Here is a 17,295-nt window from a genome sequence, read left to right on the forward strand (position 1 = left end):
CCTACTTGAGTAATTCTTCTAACTCTGCTAAGCCAGCTTGAATTTCTTTTTCTAGATCATTGATTTTCTTTAAAATGACTTCTGTTGGTTCATACTCAACTTTTTCATACTCGATTTCTTTGTATTTATTGATAGATAAATCATAATCATTATCCTTTATCTCATCTACTGGAACAAAGAAAGACTGGTCCGTTCTCTGACGTTCTGCTTCTTTTTCAAGTTGATGGAAACGTTGAATAATATCTGGGATATCATTATCGCTGATAGGCTGACGTTTATCATCTAAACTCAGACCGTCTGCTTTCATATCGTAAAACCAAACCTTATCCGTCCCACCATTTCCAGTCTTAGTGAAGATTAGGATAGCAGTTGAAACCCCTGCATAAGGCTTGAAAACACCACTTGGCATTGAGATTACAGCATCTAATCTATGATTCTCAACAATTTCCTCACGAATTCCTTTATGGGCTTTAGAAGAACCGAAGAGGACACCGTCAGGTACAATAACCGCTGCACGTCCCCCTGGTTTCAAGGTACGCAAGAAAAGGGCAAGGAAAAGCAATTCTGTCTTTTTTGTTTTTACAGTAGCAAGGAGATCATTTGAAGTTGAATCGTAATCAAGTGACCCTTTAAATGGAGGATTTGCTAAAACCAAAGTGTATTTATCTGCTTCTTCATTATCTTGAGATAGTGAGTCGAGATAACTAATTTGTGGATTTTCCACTCCATGCAGCATCATGTTCATTGCACCAAGTCTAAGCATAGTTGTATCCGTATCATTTCCATGAAACATATTGTTATGAAAATGGTTGATATTATCTGGATTGGTTTCCCATTCATCTCTCTTACGCTTTAAGTAACGGCTAGCAGAGACTAAGAAACCAGCAGACCCCATAGCAGGATCTGAGATGATATCTTTGATAGTTGGTTGCATCAACTCAACCATCATATCGATGATGTGCCGAGGTGTACGAAATTGTCCATTTTTACCAGCGGTTGACAATTTTGATAGCAGATATTCATAGATATCGCCAATATCATTAATCCCCTGTGTGTCACTATCAAAGTTTAAATCTGAACCTCTAGTTGGAAATTCATCTAATATAGAAATCACCTTTTGTAGTGTAGCAGGTTTATTTATTTGAAAGATAGCTTCACGCATATAACGTGAAAAAGCTGTATCGTCAGTATCTCCCTTAAGATTTTTAATAAATGGAAAAATCTCCTGAGTCATTAAACGATAGACTTCCTGAGCATCTCCAATGTTTTTAAAGGTCGACCAACGGTATTCAGGTTTGTCTTTTGGAAAAATTCCCTCATAAGGAATCCCTAGAAACTCAGCATCGCTTTCGCGTCCAAGTTCAACACTATCCAAATCCTTCATAAACAGAAGATAAGTCAATTGTTCAATATTTGTTAGAGGATTTGCGTTACCTTCAGTCCAAAGCATTTCCCACAACTGATCAATTTTATTTTTTAATTCACCTGTAATCATATAATCTCTTTTCTTTATTTTTTAAAGTTATTAATATCCCTATTTTAACAGATTTCGAACAAAGCTTCAATTAGGTTTATATCTATAAGAATTTCTTCCAAAAATAAAAAAAGCAAACACAAAATATGGTTCACTTTTTAAACATCCTACTCTCCATCATTCCAATTCCGAGCAATTAATTCATCCTTCTGGAGTTGGTCTACCAGTTCTTCAACGGAGTCAAATTTGACCATTTCTCGGACACGGTCTAACCAGTAGACAATGACTGTTTCACCGTAAATGTCATCTGAAAAATCAAAAATATTGACTTCAAAACGTGGCTCTTCTCCATCAAAAGTAACATTTTTCCCGACACTCGCCATTCCACGATATCTTTTACGCTGCACTTCAATATCGACTACGTAAACACCATCTGCTGGCATATAGGTTCGATCTCTTAAAACTAAGTTTGCTGTTGGGTAACCGATAGTCCGTCCACGTGCATTGCCATGAACAACCATTCCACGTGACGGTAGAGGAGTGCCAAGTAAATGACCAGCTTCCCTGACATCTCCATCAAGAATAGCTTGACGAATACGAGTAGAACTAATTTTCCCCTTTTCATCCTCAACAGGAGGAACAATGATGATTTCTCCATCAAAATAGTCCTTCAAATCATCCGCAGTTTTCTTATCAGAACCAAACGTGTAATCAAATCCCGCTACAATAATCGCTGGTTTTAATGCTCTAACATAGGTATCAAAGAACTCTTGCCCCGTTAAACTAGCAAATTTACTACTAAAGTCAAGTAGGAAAAGAGCCTCTACTCCGTGCCATTTCATCTTATGTTCTCGTTCTTCATGGCTAACAATATGAAGCATTAATTCTGGCTTGTAAGGTTGCAAAGCAAGCTTAGGGGACTCTGTAAAGGTCATCACAACAACTGGAAGATAATCTTTCATCGAAGCCTTACTAGCTACTTCAAAAAGCTTCTGATGTCCCTTATGAATACCGTCAAAATAGCCTAAAACAAGAACTGTTTTATCCGGTACTGCGATGTCTTTTTCATTTTTTATAGGTACTGTTGTAATCATGAAACTATTATATCATAGAGAAAGCCTTTTCGCTAAAAGGAAAGCCCAAATGTCGTTTTTTGCGCCTGAACTGACCTTAAAAAATCATTCAAGATGTTAGTTTTAAAAAATAGCATCCCCTAAGAGATGCTATCGTTTGGTAACTAGTCTACTGTTTCTTCCAAATCTTTTAACTTGACCGAAACAATTTTTGAGACACCTGATTCTTGCATAGTCACTCCATAGATAGAATCAGCCGCTGCCATGGTTCCCTTACGGTGGGTCACAACGATAAACTGGCTGTCCTTGTCAAATCGATTGAGGTAATCCCCAAAACGTTTAACATTGGCTTCGTCCAGCGCAGCCTCTACCTCATCCAAGATAACAAACGGGATAGTCTTAACTCGAATGATAGAGAAGAGCAAAGCAAGAGCTGATAAGGCTTTTTCACCACCACTCATGAGGTTAAGCGACTGGATTTTCTTACCTGGAGGTTGAACAGAAATCTCCACACCAGCTGTTAAAAGGTCACCCTCAGTCAATATCAAGTCTGCCTGACCTCCGCCAAACATCTGTTTGAAGGTCACTTTAAAGGACTCACGAATAGCTTCAAAAGTTGATTTAAAGCGTTCCTTGACCTCATCATTCATCTCTGTAATGGTCTCAAGGAGCAGGTTTTTCGCTGACAAAATATCATCTCGCTGGCTATTGAGGAAATCCAGACGGCTGTGAACTTCTTCGTACTGTTCAATAGCATCCAAATTGACAGGACCCAGTGAGCGAATAGCCTTCTCTAAATCCTGCACCTCTTGCTCTGCCAGATTGAGGTTTTCCAATTCATGTGCCTTTTCTAGTGCTTCAGTATAGCTAATCTGATACTGGTCTGTTAATTGACTTTGTAAATGGCGTAAGCGCTCGCTGACCTTTTCTTTCTTAGCTTCAGCACGTGTTTGCTTACGAATCCACTCTTCATTCTGCTGGCGGGCCTGATCCAAATGACTAGCAATATCATCCAGTTGACCTTCAATATCATCTAATTCAAACTGCTTACGAATCAAACCTTGTTGGAGGTTTGTTTTCTGCATTTTGGCTTCTTCAGCCTGTTGACTGAGCAATTCTGTATCAACTTTCTCAAGATTGTCAACCTTTTCTTGAAGAAGGCGCTGGATTTCCTCTTGTTCGATATCTAAATTGTCCAATTCTTTGCCTAAACGCTCAATATCCGCAACTTCGTAACGTTTTTGCCCTTGTAGTTCTGTCTTAAGCAAGCGAGCTTGCGCTACCTGTTCTTGCAAGTTTTGATAGCGTTCTTGGATGGCATTTTTGTTAGACTTAATCTCGTCAATCTCAGCTTCCAGATTTTGCTTGTCACTGGCAATAGTAGCAAGGCGTGCTTGGCATTTTTCCTTATCTGCTTGCCAATCTCCGTCAGAAAGACGATCTAATTCCTCTTCTTGGAGTTTCCAAAGAGTTTCTAGCTCTTCAACTTGCTGACTGGTCTGCTGATAAGCGAGGGACAAGCCTTGCTCCTGAATACGAGCCTGCTCACCCTGAGATTTGATGGCTTCTAATGATTCGGTCAATCTAGCCATCTGGTCTTGCAAGGTCTTCAAACTCGCTTCTTCAGAACGCAAGCTTACTTCTTCTTCAGCAATTTCTTTTTGTAATTGCTCCAGTTCTGGCTTGATGAAAATGCTGTTATTCTGGCGATTAGCTCCACCTGCATAGGAACCACCTGTGCGCAACTCTGTGCCGTCCAAAGTCACCATACGAACCTGATAACGAACTTGGCGAGCTGCTGCACGCGCATGTTCCACGGTATCAAAAATAGCTGTTGTGGCTAGCAAGTTCTTGAAAATGGTTTCCAGTCTAGTATCAAATGTCACCAACTCATCTGCCATGCCCAGAAATCCTGGACTTGCAGCGATAGAATCTTGATTCTGGCTAGAAATCGTACGAGCCTTGATTGTTGTCAAAGGAAGGAAGGTTGCACGACCAGCTCTGTTTCGTTTAAGGAAATCAATGGCTTTGGTTGCCGACTCTTCATCTTCTACGATGATATGCTGACTGCTGGCTCCAAGAGCAATCTCTAAGGCAGTTTGATAATGCACATCAAAGGTCAGGTGCTCACTAACAGCACCAACTATTCCACCAAGGCGGTCTTTTTCTTGGAGGACACTCTTAACACCTGCATAAAAGTTACTATGATTTCTCAGGATATTTTCCAAACTCTGAGCTCTCGCCTGCTTGTTTTTGAGATTATCCAGACGGTCAAAGAGTTGGCTTTGTTGAGCTTGATAGGAAGCTTTCTGCTCCTCTTGCTCCTTGGCAATAGCTTGGTAGTCGGCCAATAATTTTTGAACCTGCTCCTTAGCAGTTTCAAGCTCCGCCTTTTGCTGACTAGCCTTCTCTTTAGCTGTAGCCAGCTGTTCTTTCAGCTTTTCTAGTTGATCTGCTTGTTTTTGAGAAAGTTGACGACTATTTTCCAACTCATTCTCGATGCGAGTCAGTTGGTTTGAGACATCAGCTTCTTCTTGTAAAAGCGCCACAAAGCGTTCACGTAAGATCTCAATCATCTGATCAGGATCATCTGAAAAAGCCAGTAATTCAGCTTCTAAACGATTGAGTTTTTGATTATTTTGGACTAGATTTTCTTCTAAGAGGGCTAAAGAGCTTTCTTTTTCAGTCTTTTCCTGACTTAGAGTATTTCTCTTATCCTCCAGAGCAGCCAAACGAGCTTGTGCTTCCTGTTGATTCAGAGCTACTTGCTCAGATTCCAGTTTCGATAGGGCTAATTTTCTCTCTAAATCACTAATCAGACTGGTCAAATCCATCAAACTGACTTGGTCTTTGGCCATTTCAGCCTGTAAATCTTGGCGTTGCTTTTTAAGAGTTTGATTTTCTTCTTCTAATTTTTCACGCTTTTGATAATAACTAGTCAATAGTTCCTGAACCTGTGCCAACTCTTCTTCTGTCGAATCTAGTTCAGCCTTATTTTCCTTGATTTGGGCAACCAGCACGTCTAAATAAATAGCCTTGCGTTTACCTTCCAAATCTAGAAACTTACGGGCATTTTCAGCTTGCTTTTCAAGAGGCTTGATTTGATTATCCAACTCATAGATAATGTCCTCTAAGCGGTCTAGATTATCCTGAGTTTGTTGCAATTTGCTCTCAGTCTCTTTTCTACGAGTTTTGTATTTCAAAACTCCAGCAGCCTCTTCAAAAATAGCTCTGCGTTCTTCAGGCTTGGAGTTGAAAATCTCCTCAACCTTCCCTTGGGAAATGATAGAGAAGGAATCTCGTCCCAATCCAGTATCCAAGAAAAGATCATGAATATCACGCAGACGGACTTTCTTGCCGTCAATCTTGTATTCGCTATCTCCACTACGATAGATATGGCGTTCTACCCTGATTTCTTGACCTGCATCCTTGATAAATCCGTCATGATTATCCAAAGTCACAACTACAGAAGCATAATTGAGCGGTTTGCGACTTTCAGTTCCAGCAAAGATAACATCCGGCATCTTGCCACCACGGAGACTCTTGATACTTGACTCCCCCAAGGCCCAACGCAGACTTTCTGTAATATTGGACTTTCCAGATCCATTGGGTCCAACAACTGCCGTCACACCTTGGTCAAAGACAACCTTGGTCTTATCAGCAAAAGACTTGAATCCCTGAATTTCGATTTCCTTTAAATACATGAATCCAGCCCTTTCTCAACGGCATTTTTGGCAGCTTCCTGCTCTGCTAGTTTCTTAGAACGACCTTGACCTTGACCAATGCTCTTACCTTCGACAAGAACTTCTACATCAAAGACCTTATCGTGGGCAGGACCCGTTTCAGAAATCACCTGATAACGAATAGCCACATCCCCATTGACTTGAAGTAACTCTTGGAGATGGGTTTTGTAGTCTGTAATCATCTCAAACTCGCCTGCTTCAACCTTAGGAATCATGACTTGATAGATAAATTCTTTGACCTTGGCCACATCCTTGTCCAAAAGAAGGGCACCAAGAAAGGCTTCAAAGGCATCACCAAGAATGGTATCACGATTGCGACCACCAGATTTTTCTTCCCCTTTACCCAACTTGATAAATTGATCAAACTGGCAATCACGCGCAAAACCAGCCAAACTCTCCTCGCGGACAATCATGGCACGGAGTTTAGACAAGTCACCCTCAGGTTTTTTAGGATATTTTTTATACAGATATTCTGAAATCAATAACTGTAGAACAGCGTCTCCTAAAAATTCCAAGCGTTCATTGTGTGAAATTTTTAAGAGGCGGTGCTCATTGGCATAACTCGTATGAGTAAAGGCAGTCTCCAGTAAATTTTTGTCTGCAAATTCGATTGCAAAATGGTTCTTTAGTACAGTTTGTAATTCTTTCATACCAACCTCTTTCTAACTGATAACAGTCCTTTTTATTATATCAAAAAAAGCCCCCTGAGTCACTCTAAAACGGGACTGGAAGAGATTTGGGTATTCTTTAGAATAATGTTTTCAGTTTTAGAGGCAAATTTGGGGAAAGATAAAGAAAAAAGCCCTATTAAAGGCTTTTTTAGGATGTTTACATCCACCCTGAGGGAATCGAACCCCCATCTCAAGAACCGGAATCTTACGTGATATCCATTACACTAAGGGTGGAAACTTGTTTTATTATAACAGAAATTTGCTCTAATAACAAGTTTTTTCTGGCCAAATAGCCCGTCTTAGTGGGAAGCATCCCCATTCCAAATAGAGTTTTTCACGATAACATAATCAACGTGTTTAAGGTCAGCAACCTGACGTCCACCTGCATAAGAAATAGCACTTTGAAGGTCTTGTTCCATCTCAGTTAAAGTGTCTTGTAAATGACCTTTAGCAGGCAGCAAGATACGTTTGCCTTCCACATTTTTGTATGCACCTTTTTGATATTGTGAAGCTGAACCATAGTACTCTTTGAACTGTTCACCATCAACTTCAATCGTTTTTCCTGGACTTTCGATGTGTCCTGCAAAGAGGGAACCAATCATGACCATGCTGGCACCGAAGCGGATAGACTTGGCAATATCACCGTGAGTACGAATTCCTCCATCAGCAATAATCGGTTTACGTGCAGCCTTAGCACACCAGCGAAGAGCAGCCAATTGCCAACCACCTGTACCAAAACCAGTCTTGACCTTGGTGATACAAACCTTACCAGGACCGATACCAACCTTAGTAGCATCCGCACCAGCATTTTCCAATTCACGCACAGCTTCTGGTGTTCCCACATTTCCAGCAATAACAAAAGTATCTGGCAATTCTTTCTTGATGTGTAGAATCATTGAAATCACGCTATCTGCATGACCATGAGCGATGTCAATCGTGATATATTCTGGAGCATCAGCCTTAAGCTGGCTAACGAAATCATACTCATAGTCCTTAACACCGACAGAGATAGAAGCAATAAGTCCTTGATCGTGCATTCGTTTAATAAAAGGAATGCGCCCCGCTTCATCAAAACGATGCATAATATAGAAGTAACCACCTTTAGCCAGTTGCTCTGCTACATTTTCATCTAAAATCGTCTGCATATTAGCTGGCACAACAGGTAGTTTAAAGGTGTGCTTTCCTAAAGTGACACTTGTATCCGCTTCTGCACGGCTTTTAATGACACATTTATTTGGAATCAATTGAATATCTTCGTAATCAAAAATTGGAAATTCATTTAACATATCGATGTCTCGTTTCTTTTGTAATGACCTACCTATGCTCTCGCATCACTACGCCTTTTCCGACGTTTCCTTAATTAATTATAAATCAAAGTACAGTTTTTGTCAAATAATTTTATAATTTAAATTATATCGTTCGGGTTTTACTTATATCAAAGACAAAAAAGAGGAGAGATTATTTTCTCCCCACTTCTTTAGTAATATTACTTTTAAATATTTCTTCGGAGTTTTCCAGCATTTCACAAAATTCACGATAAGATGAAGACTTCTGAGGAATTTGGATAGACCATTTCTTCAACAAAGCTCCATAACCTGCTAGCTTTCCTATCTCATTATCAACAACCTTGTCCTTGCTCGGAAAAACAAGACCAGCCTTCTCAGCTTTCAAAATATAAGAATAGGAAATCAGCTGGAATAAGTCCTCACGGTTGATTCCTTTTTCAGTCAATTCCAGTTTTTTATACTTGGCATCTAATACTATTTTAAGCTCTTCTTGATAAAAATCTGGATATACTTTCCGTTTCCCAACAGAAAATACCGAAATACCGTCCGTCTTATCCTTATTTCTAGGATGTATGAAATCTTTTGGCAACAAGGTATGAACATATTCTTCCCAAAGCCAAGCAACATCAAAGAGAATGCCATGAATTTTTTGCTCTTGATATCCAAAACCGTGCTTTTCTCTGTTTAATATCATCAGACAAAGTTCTTGTAACTTTCTGTACTCGTGAAAGTATGCATGACGTATAGGTTTAGATTGATTTCCCCGAATAATCTTAACACGATCAGCTAGTTTATAAGAAGGAGTTACCCGCACGATTTCTGCTACATTTTCACGACTAGCCAAGAGATTATCAAGAACCCCTTGACCAATGCTTTTCTGGTTCTTAATGTATTCAATAGTGTGACGGACCAACTGCATGAGGGGATTATCATAGGTGAACTCTCTCGTTGTGTAGGCAATATTTCCCGTGAAAGGAAGGTTTTTCTTGAGATGGTTTCTTACATCAATCACTCCCTTAACATGAGTGTCATTATGAGAAAATCTCTGGTATTCCTTATAAAGACCTTTTCGAATTGCAGCTTGTAGATACTTAGGGAAGAGATACATCAAAAGTTGATAAAGCCTCTCTTCAAGAGACAAAGCAACATCTAAACTAGTGAGATTGATATGAAGAACCTTGTGTAAGAGATAATGCAAAAAATGGTCATTACTCTCATCAGAAAAGCGAGAGGCAATTGTTAATCTTTCCTGACCACACCCCAGAAAACCAACCACATTTCCAGTCTTGATTTTCTGATTAACTGTTTCAAAGATTTTTTGGTCCTTCTCTAAGTCAGGAGAATTTTTCAAATCATTTGGAAAAATAAAGATATTGTCCTCTTTAGAAAGGTTATCTAGTGTTCTATCAAGAAGTGCTTGACTTAGTTTGGGATATTCTGCGACAAAGCCTTCCTTAGCAATTCTATGCTGATTATCAGTTATCCGCATCATCGTCTTCATCGCCTTCATGGTCATCAGCTACTGCCTGATCTTTTTGCTCATTCTTTGTCAGATCAAATGCTTTTTTCAATGTACCCAGAGTTTCAGCCTCTTCATAAGAACCTCGTAAGTAATCTTCCAAAAGCGGTTTGAGGTAATCAGACCAAAGTAATTCATAATCATAATCCAACTCTTTTAAATTACGGAAATAACTTGGTCCGATATGATAATGACTGTTTAACTCCTGAACGTTTTCAATAGCAGCGTTCAAGTTTCTTAAACGTTTTTTCGCTTCTTCCTCATGTCCATCTAGTTCGTTATCTAGAATGTATAACTGGCTTTCAGCAGTAACTTCAACAAAACGGAAACGACGGCGCATAGCAAAATCAAAGGTGTCCACTGAACGGTCAATATCATTCATAGTTCCGATAATATAGACATTTTCAGGGATATAAAATTTCTCATTAGTCTCATGTAAATTAGCATACTGAGTAGAAACACATCCCTTTTCACCACGATAGCCAGGGTCAATAGAGAAAAAGAGTTCACCAAAAATCTTAGAAATCTCACCACGATTAATCTCATCGATAATGAAAACGAATTTCTTGTCTGTTTCAACCTCTTCTGGAGAAATATAGTCTTTCAAAGCAAATCTTTTCTTTAAAGTTTCAAGGACTTTTTTTCCTTGGTTATGATAATAGGGCTGTTTCAGATAGTTTTCATCTTTATATAGTTCATAAACATAAGATTTTGTTAAGACAGTTCCTTGGGATTTAGTTTCATAATTGATATTAAAATTATTTCGACTATTTACTGTTAGATAGGAAAATTCTGTCAAATATTCTTTTTCATCTCTGTTATTTACATACTCAAGATAAAGATCCCAAGCTTCATCAAAATTATCTTGACCTCCAATCTTCTTAGAATCTATAGCATTCTGACAAAACTTCTTAAAAATACCATCTTGTAATTTAAACTCGATAGCTCCATCCCCATTGGATACTGGGCGCAAACCCTCGACAAAATCCGTGTAGTCATACGAAGGATGAAACTGAACAAAGCCGATTTGATCTTCGTTGCCATCCGTTAATTCTTTAGCAATTTCTTTAGCAAGATAAGTTTTTCCCGTGCCAGGAGCACCGCGGAGGATGAGGTTTTTGGATTTTCTTAATTTATCTAAATAATCGTTAATATTTTTATTCATAACAACCTTCTCTATATTTTTTCTGTATGTACCATTTAGAATAGATTTATACAAATTGATACGTTCTGAATTTCTATCCCAGTTGATGGTTTGTCTTGCACCTTTTTTACCTTGGTATTCCCATCCACCATCTACTTTCAACCAATTAACACCAATACAATGTTTAAACTCTGTTTTTGTTTCATCAAAGTAATATGTTTTCACACATTGTCCAATACCCAAAATTTTGTTAAATCCTGAGGTAGCTATTATATAATCATTTATTTTTATGTCATGTGCAAACTTCCAAATAAATAAATTTCTCTGCTTTCCTTGCTTCAATTCTTCAGGATTATTGTAATCTAAAATATTAGATAAATTAGAATCAAAATCTATACAAGCTATATTTTCTTCTTTAAATAAAGACCAAACTTTTCCACCTCCTCCTGCAACTATCATCCAATAATTTAATTTTTCTTCCATTTTGTAGCTCCATTTTCATATTATAGGCTAGTTAGTATTTAATATTTCAAAGCTCTATTTCACATATAGAATATCACATCTATATAAAAAAGAAAAGAAATTCTAAAGAAAAGTCCAGTGTTAGGAGCTTTAATGTCTCTTAACGCTAGACTTCTTCTACATTCTAATAATACTCTCCCTGACGGTAGTCCCATGAGTTAAAGGTGTCTGACAGGTGCATTATAATCTTATCAATGTCAAGCCCTTTACGGATTACAACTGGAGCTGGTGAAGTTGATCGTGCTCCTCCTTGTTCAGGGATGAGTTTGCCGTCCTTATCAACCATAGAGACCATCACGCCTTGCTCGTAGCGAGTTTCAATCGTTTTGTCAGGTTGGATGGATGCCACGTAGTCGTCTGCCTCAATAACAAGATCCACTGCGCCTTCGATACGTTCTCCGATTCCTTCTACCTTACCACGGTTTCCTTTCCCAGATGGGTTTGCAGATGAAGCGTATACCATCTTGCCTTCTTCCCAAAGTTTGGCAGCTAATTGTTCACCAGCTTTCCCGAATTTGATAACAAAACAGCTAGTACCACGCACGTCCGTCATCAGTTCTTCACGGCCATCACCGTATGCTTTGAGTTTTTCAAAGGCTTCTAGTTTCCAAGGAAGGATACAACCAAGAAGAATATCTTCGTCCCAATGTTTTTGGTAGAAGGCTTCAATTTCTGGGTTGAGTTGTGCTAAAGCGCGAAGCTCATCCATGCTACCGCAGAGAACAACACCTGGTTTGTTACGGTTACGTTCTTTGGCTGCAAACTTGCGTTCAAGTCCTGCCTTATCGCTAGTCATGATGATGTAACCAACTTTTGTAGGGCAAACAATACAACCGCCCTCACCTTTTAAAATATCATAGCCTTCTTGTGAAAGTGTTCCGTTCCATTGAATGTGTTTTGTCATAGTTCTATTTCCTTTTCTATTTTTCTTCTAATCCTGCCAGTAGGCTGGTCGTTGTTTTTCATAAGCAGCAATCAAATCTTCATACTGCAATGTAATACCGATATCATCCAAACCATTTAAGAGTTTGTGTTTCCACTCACTATCGATTTCAAAAGTGAATTCTCCAATTGGTGAGATGATTTTTTGTCGTTCCAAGTCCACGGTTACCTGGTCACTTGGTTGTAGCTGGGATAGTTTCTCTCTAACCTCTCTGGGCTGAACAATTGGTAACATGCCATTATTAAGTTCATTATTGTAATGAATGTCCCCAAAAGATCCTGCAATCACGACCTTAAAACCATAGTCCGCTAGAGCCCAAGCGGCATGCTCCCTCGAAGATCCTGCCCCAAAGTTATCCCCTGAGATGAGAATACTAGCTTTCCGATATTCAGGTCGGTTAAAGACAAAGTCTGGATCCTCAGTATACTTATCGTCCAGATAACGCCAAGCATACATGAGGTACTTACCAAAGCCTTTTTTATCAATTAACTTGAGAAACTGCTTGGGTAGGATTTGGTCGGTGTCGATGTTATCATTCATAAGAGGAACGGTCGTTCCCGTATAAACTGTAAATTTCTCCATATCCTCTCCTTACTGGGCTTCTGGCATTTGCCGAACATCTACGAATCTCCCTGCGATAGCTGCCGCTGCTGCCATGGCTGGACTACAGAGATGAGTCTTAGCGCCAAAGCCTTGTCTGTCTTCAAAGTTCCGGTTGCTGGTTGAGGCACAGTGGACACCATCAGGTACCTTATCAGGATTCATCCCTAGGCACATAGAGCAACCGGGGTCTCTCCACTCAAAGCCAGCATCTAGAAAGACCTTGTCTAAGCCCAACTTCTCAGCAGCTCGTTTCACAGGACGAGAGCCCGGAACCACGATAGCCGTTAAGTTAGGAGCTATTTTCTTCCCTTTGACAAATCGCGCAGCCAGTTGCAAGTCGCTGAGACGAGCATTTGTACAAGAGCCGATAAAGATATAACCTAATTCAATATCTGCTGGCTTTTGACCTGGTTCCAAATCCATATAATTGTAGGCTCGTTCATCATTCATATCCTTAATTTCTGGGAAACTACTGTCAAAGTCAACCCCCATAGCAGGGTTGGTTCCCCAGGTCACCATAGGAGCAAGATCTGAGACATCCATCTGGATAACCTTATCGTAAACAGCATTATCATCACTGACAAGGGTCTTCCAATCTGCCACAGCCTCTTCAAAGTCCTCTGGAACACATTCCCGTCCCTTTAGATAGTCATAGGTTGTTTGATCCGGATTCATGATTCCCATCTTAGAACCAAACTCGATGGACATATTGCAGATGGTCATGCGTTCTTCCATGCTCAGTGCATCAATAGCTTGTCCACGATATTCCACCACGTAGCCAACGCCGCAAGCAACGCCGTATTTAGCAATCAAGGCTAAAATGAAATCCTTGGAATAAACTCCTTTTTGAGGAACACCAGTGAATTCCACCAGCATTTTCTTGGGTTTGACCTGCCAGAGGGTCTGTGTCGCAAAGACATGTTCGACCTCACTGGTCCCAATTCCAAAAGCGATCGCTCCGAAAGCTCCGTGGGTTGCTGTGTGACTATCTCCACAGACGATGAATTTTCCTGGTTGAGTCCGTCCAGTTTCTGGTCCAACCATGTGAACAATTCCTTGTTTTTCAGAACCGTGGGCCGCATGTTCAATTCCAAACTCCTCAACATTTGCAGCTAGCTTATCAATTTGCGCCTTGGAAATGACATCTCGAATATCGTAGATATTGACCGTCGGGACATTGTGGTCAAAGGTTCCAAATGTCAAGTCTGGTCGTCTCAATCTGCGCCCTGCATCTCGTAGTCCTTGAAAAGCCTGAGGGCTGGTCACTTCATGAATATAGTGCTGGTCCACATACATGAGTTGGGGCTGCCCCTCTTCTCCTGTGATGACATGACGATCCCATAATTTATCAAAAATTGATTTTCCTGCCATCCATTACCTCCAAATAACATATAAGGCTACTAGTGTGGTCACCATCCCAAGAAACCAAACTGTTTTAAAATACCATTTTCGAGTCTTGTGGTGAAAGATGATTCCTGCTAGCCAGGCACCAAAACCACCACAAGTAAAGGCTAAAATAAGTAAGATTTTCTCAGGGATGCGCCAAGCTCTTCTCCTTGCCTTGGATTTGTCAATACCATAAATCAAGAAAATCATGACATTCCAAATCAAAAGGACTAGAGTAATTTTTTCGTCTAACTTCATAACCTTGCAATAATAGCTTCCGTCATTTCCTTGGTCGAAGCCTGTCCTCCTAGATCTCTCGTTAATATACCAGCTGCCAAACTTGCCTCAACAGCACGTTCAATGCGCTCCGCATCCTCATGACGTCCAAAACTATCTCTCAACATCATGGCAACTGATAAAATCATGGAAATTGGATTGGCAATTCCTTGACCAGCAATATCAGGTGCTGAACCGTGAATAGGTTCATAGAGACTTGGTCCATTTTCAGAATGACTGGCTGATGGCATAACTCCAAGTGTGCCAGATAGAACGCTTGATTCATCCGAGATAATATCTCCGAAAAGATTTTCTGTCACGATGACATCAAACTTAGCAGGATTGGTAATCATGAGCATGGCAGCTGAGTCCACTAACTGGTGTTCCAAGGTCACATTTGGAAAATCCTGTGCGACCTCCTCAGCTACTTTCCGCCAGAGTTTTGATGTTGCCAACACATTTTGCTTATCGATGCTGGTAAGGATTTTTCTCCGATTTCTTGCGATTTCAAAGGCCTTACGAATAATCCGCTCCACTTCCTCATAGCTATAATCGTTGATATCACGCGCTTTTCTTTCTTCAAGAATATGATCCCCAAAGTAAATCCCGCCTGTCAACTCACGCACCACGACAAAGTCTACACCAGCAATTCGTTCCGGTTTGAGTGGTGACAAATGCTTGAGACTGTCAAAGATTTTTACAGGGCGAATATTAGAGTAAAGATTGAGTTCCTTACGGAGAGCCAGCAAGCCTTGTTCAGGCCGAACCGCTGCTCCATCATACTGAGGACTACCGATAGCCGCTAGGAGAATAGCATCTGCTTCACGACATACCTTGAGAGTTTCATCAGGTAAGGGATGCCCTGTAGCATCGATACCTGCACCTCCAAAAGGTCGTCTATCAATCTCATAGTCAAAACCTGTTTTTTCAGCTAGAGCCTCCAGAACTTCTAAACCGGCCTCCATGATTTCTGGACCGATTCCGTCCCCTGCTAGGGCCACTATTTTCTTTGTCATAGCATTCTCCTTTACACACTAGGCATGTCACGATAGGAAACACTGCGTCCCATCTCACCAGCATTCTCTTTTTGAACAAAGGTATTAGCATTAATGTAGGCAATAGCAGAAGCTTTCAACACATCAAAGTCCAGACCTGCTGCGTTAAAGATGGTTTCTGTATCTCTATTTTCAACAGTTACCAAGACCCGAGCTTGGGCATCGATTCCATCTGTCACCGCGTCAATAGTGTAAGACACCAAGCGAACAGATTGATTGAAGAATTTGTCAATAGCGTTGAAGATCGCTTCAACGGAACCTTGCCCTATTGCATTAAATTCGACTTTCTCACCATCCATATTGGCTAGGCTAACGAGTGCTTCAATGTCATTATCTGCATGAGTTTGCAGTTGTAAATCATCAAAGTGGAATCCTTCTGGATTTTCAACCATGGTTCCAGCTACCAGAGCACGAATATCTGCATCTGTGATTTCTTGTTTCTTGTCGGCCAGTGCCTTGAACTTAGCGAAGAGTGGTTTGATGTCCTCTTCTGTGAAGTCTAGGGCCAATTCTCTTAGTTTCTCGACAAAGGCATGGCGACCAGACAATTTTCCAAGTGGGAGGCTATTACTCTTGACACCGACCAATTCAGGAGTGATGATTTCATAGGTAAGAGGATTTTTAAGGACTCCGTCTTGGTGAATACCAGATTCGTGAGAGAAGGCATTGCCACCAACGACGGCCTTGTTTTTAGGAACTGGAATTCCTGAGAAGCGAGAAACCATTTCTGACGTATTGATTGTTTCATTTAAAACAATACTGGTTTCTGCTTGGTAGTAATCTTGGCGAATATTGAGAGCAACTGCTATTTCTTCCAAGGCAGCATTGCCAGCTCGCTCACCAATACCGTTGATAGTCCCTTCGACACGTCCTGCCCCATTCTTGACAGCAGCAAGGCTATTTGCCACTGCCATTCCAAGGTCATCATGACAGTGAGGTGAATAGATAATCTGACGTTCCGTCTTGACATTCTCAATCAAGTATTTGAAGATAGCTCCGTATTCCTCTGGAGTGGTAAATCCAACCGTATCAGGGATATTGATGTAAGTCGCCCCTGCATCGACCGCTGTTTGAACAACTTGCAGGAGGAAATCCAACTCCGTTCTGGTCGCATCTTCAGGAGAGAATTCGACCACTTCAAACTTAGAACGGGCATAAGAAACATGCTCCTTAATAGCTTCTAAAATCTCTTCCTTGCTCTTATTGAGTTTATACTTACGATGAATCGGACTGGTAGCGATAAAGACGTGAACCTGTGGATACTTGGCGTCCTTGAGAGCTTCATAGCAAGCATCAATATCAGACTTGACAGAGCGAGCCAGACCAGTTACCGCTGTTTTCTTCAAGACCTTGGCGATTTCCTGCACTGCTGTAAATGAGTCTGGACTAGCCGCCGGAAAACCAGCTTCGATGGCTGAAATGCCCCATTTCTCAAGCTGTCTTGCAATAGCAATTTTTTCCTTGATTGAAAAATTAACACCCGGTGTCTGTTCTCCATCCCGAAGGCTGGTATCTAGAAATTCAACTGTTCTCATAAGATTTCCCCTTTTCCAAATGTGGTTTTAAAAAAACATCTCGCTCAGAAACCCAAGCGAGATGT

13 protein-coding genes and 1 tRNA gene are annotated in these 17,295 nt (G+C 40.5%); all 14 read right to left on the bottom strand.

The window, feature by feature from the left end:
- Nucleotide 1: 1 nt before the first annotated feature.
- On the bottom strand, nucleotides 2–1,495 hold the full coding sequence (locus tag TZ90_RS05000; protein ID WP_045611800.1) for a type I restriction-modification system subunit M: 1,494 nt from the start codon (nucleotides 1,493–1,495) through the stop codon (nucleotides 2–4).
- 146 nt (nucleotides 1,496–1,641) lie between these two features.
- Nucleotides 1,642–2,568 carry a bifunctional riboflavin kinase/FAD synthetase gene (locus TZ90_RS05005; protein WP_045611801.1) on the bottom strand — a complete coding sequence of 309 codons (927 nt, stop codon included), beginning with the start codon at nucleotides 2,566–2,568 and terminating at the stop codon, nucleotides 1,642–1,644.
- Nucleotides 2,569–2,711: 143 nt separating this feature from the next.
- Nucleotides 2,712–6,251 carry a chromosome segregation protein SMC gene (gene smc / locus TZ90_RS05010; RefSeq protein WP_045611802.1) on the bottom strand — a complete coding sequence of 1,180 codons (3,540 nt, stop codon included), beginning with the start codon at nucleotides 6,249–6,251 and terminating at the stop codon, nucleotides 2,712–2,714.
- Nucleotides 6,242–6,940: a ribonuclease III gene (gene rnc, locus TZ90_RS05015; protein ID WP_000661487.1), complete on the bottom strand. Its 699-nt coding sequence runs from the start codon at nucleotides 6,938–6,940 to the stop codon at nucleotides 6,242–6,244. Before rnc ends, smc begins: the two co-directional genes overlap by 10 nt.
- Before the next feature lie 183 nt (nucleotides 6,941–7,123).
- Nucleotides 7,124–7,195, bottom strand: a tRNA-Arg gene (locus TZ90_RS05020).
- 65 nt (nucleotides 7,196–7,260) lie between these two features.
- Nucleotides 7,261–8,247, bottom strand: a complete 987-nt coding sequence (locus TZ90_RS05025; RefSeq protein WP_045611803.1) for a GMP reductase — start codon at nucleotides 8,245–8,247, stop codon at nucleotides 7,261–7,263.
- 172 nt (nucleotides 8,248–8,419) lie between these two features.
- Nucleotides 8,420–9,739: an McrC family protein gene (locus TZ90_RS05030; RefSeq protein ID WP_200893280.1), complete on the bottom strand. Its 1,320-nt coding sequence runs from the start codon at nucleotides 9,737–9,739 to the stop codon at nucleotides 8,420–8,422.
- Complete coding sequence (locus tag TZ90_RS05035; RefSeq protein WP_000391559.1) at nucleotides 9,723–11,393, bottom strand: AAA family ATPase; 1,671 nt, start codon at nucleotides 11,391–11,393, stop codon at nucleotides 9,723–9,725. The genes TZ90_RS05030 and TZ90_RS05035 overlap by 17 nt, the downstream gene beginning before the upstream one ends.
- Nucleotides 11,394–11,556: 163 nt before the next feature.
- Entirely contained in the window at nucleotides 11,557–12,336 is a 780-nt protein-coding gene (locus TZ90_RS05040; protein ID WP_045611805.1) for an L-threonylcarbamoyladenylate synthase, read from the bottom strand.
- Nucleotides 12,337–12,363: 27 nt separating this feature from the next.
- The gene (gene leuD / locus TZ90_RS05045) at nucleotides 12,364–12,957 is read right to left on the bottom strand and encodes a 3-isopropylmalate dehydratase small subunit (RefSeq protein WP_045611807.1); all 594 of its coding nucleotides are present in this window, start codon (nucleotides 12,955–12,957) and stop codon (nucleotides 12,364–12,366) included.
- Nucleotides 12,958–12,966: 9 nt separating this feature from the next.
- On the bottom strand, nucleotides 12,967–14,349 hold the full coding sequence (gene leuC / locus TZ90_RS05050) for a 3-isopropylmalate dehydratase large subunit (RefSeq protein ID WP_045611808.1): 1,383 nt from the start codon (nucleotides 14,347–14,349) through the stop codon (nucleotides 12,967–12,969).
- A gap of 3 nt (nucleotides 14,350–14,352) precedes the next feature.
- The gene (locus tag TZ90_RS05055) at nucleotides 14,353–14,622 is read right to left on the bottom strand and encodes a DUF1294 domain-containing protein (protein WP_045611809.1); all 270 of its coding nucleotides are present in this window, start codon (nucleotides 14,620–14,622) and stop codon (nucleotides 14,353–14,355) included.
- The gene (gene leuB / locus TZ90_RS05060; RefSeq protein WP_045611811.1) at nucleotides 14,619–15,656 is read right to left on the bottom strand and encodes a 3-isopropylmalate dehydrogenase; all 1,038 of its coding nucleotides are present in this window, start codon (nucleotides 15,654–15,656) and stop codon (nucleotides 14,619–14,621) included. The genes TZ90_RS05055 and leuB overlap by 4 nt, the downstream gene beginning before the upstream one ends.
- A gap of 11 nt (nucleotides 15,657–15,667) precedes the next feature.
- The gene (locus TZ90_RS05065) at nucleotides 15,668–17,230 is read right to left on the bottom strand and encodes a 2-isopropylmalate synthase (protein ID WP_045611812.1); all 1,563 of its coding nucleotides are present in this window, start codon (nucleotides 17,228–17,230) and stop codon (nucleotides 15,668–15,670) included.
- Between the last annotated feature and the right edge of the window lie 65 nt (nucleotides 17,231–17,295).

Source organism: Streptococcus mitis (genome assembly GCF_000960005.1).
GTDB classification, from domain to species: domain Bacteria; phylum Bacillota; class Bacilli; order Lactobacillales; family Streptococcaceae; genus Streptococcus; species Streptococcus mitis_CK.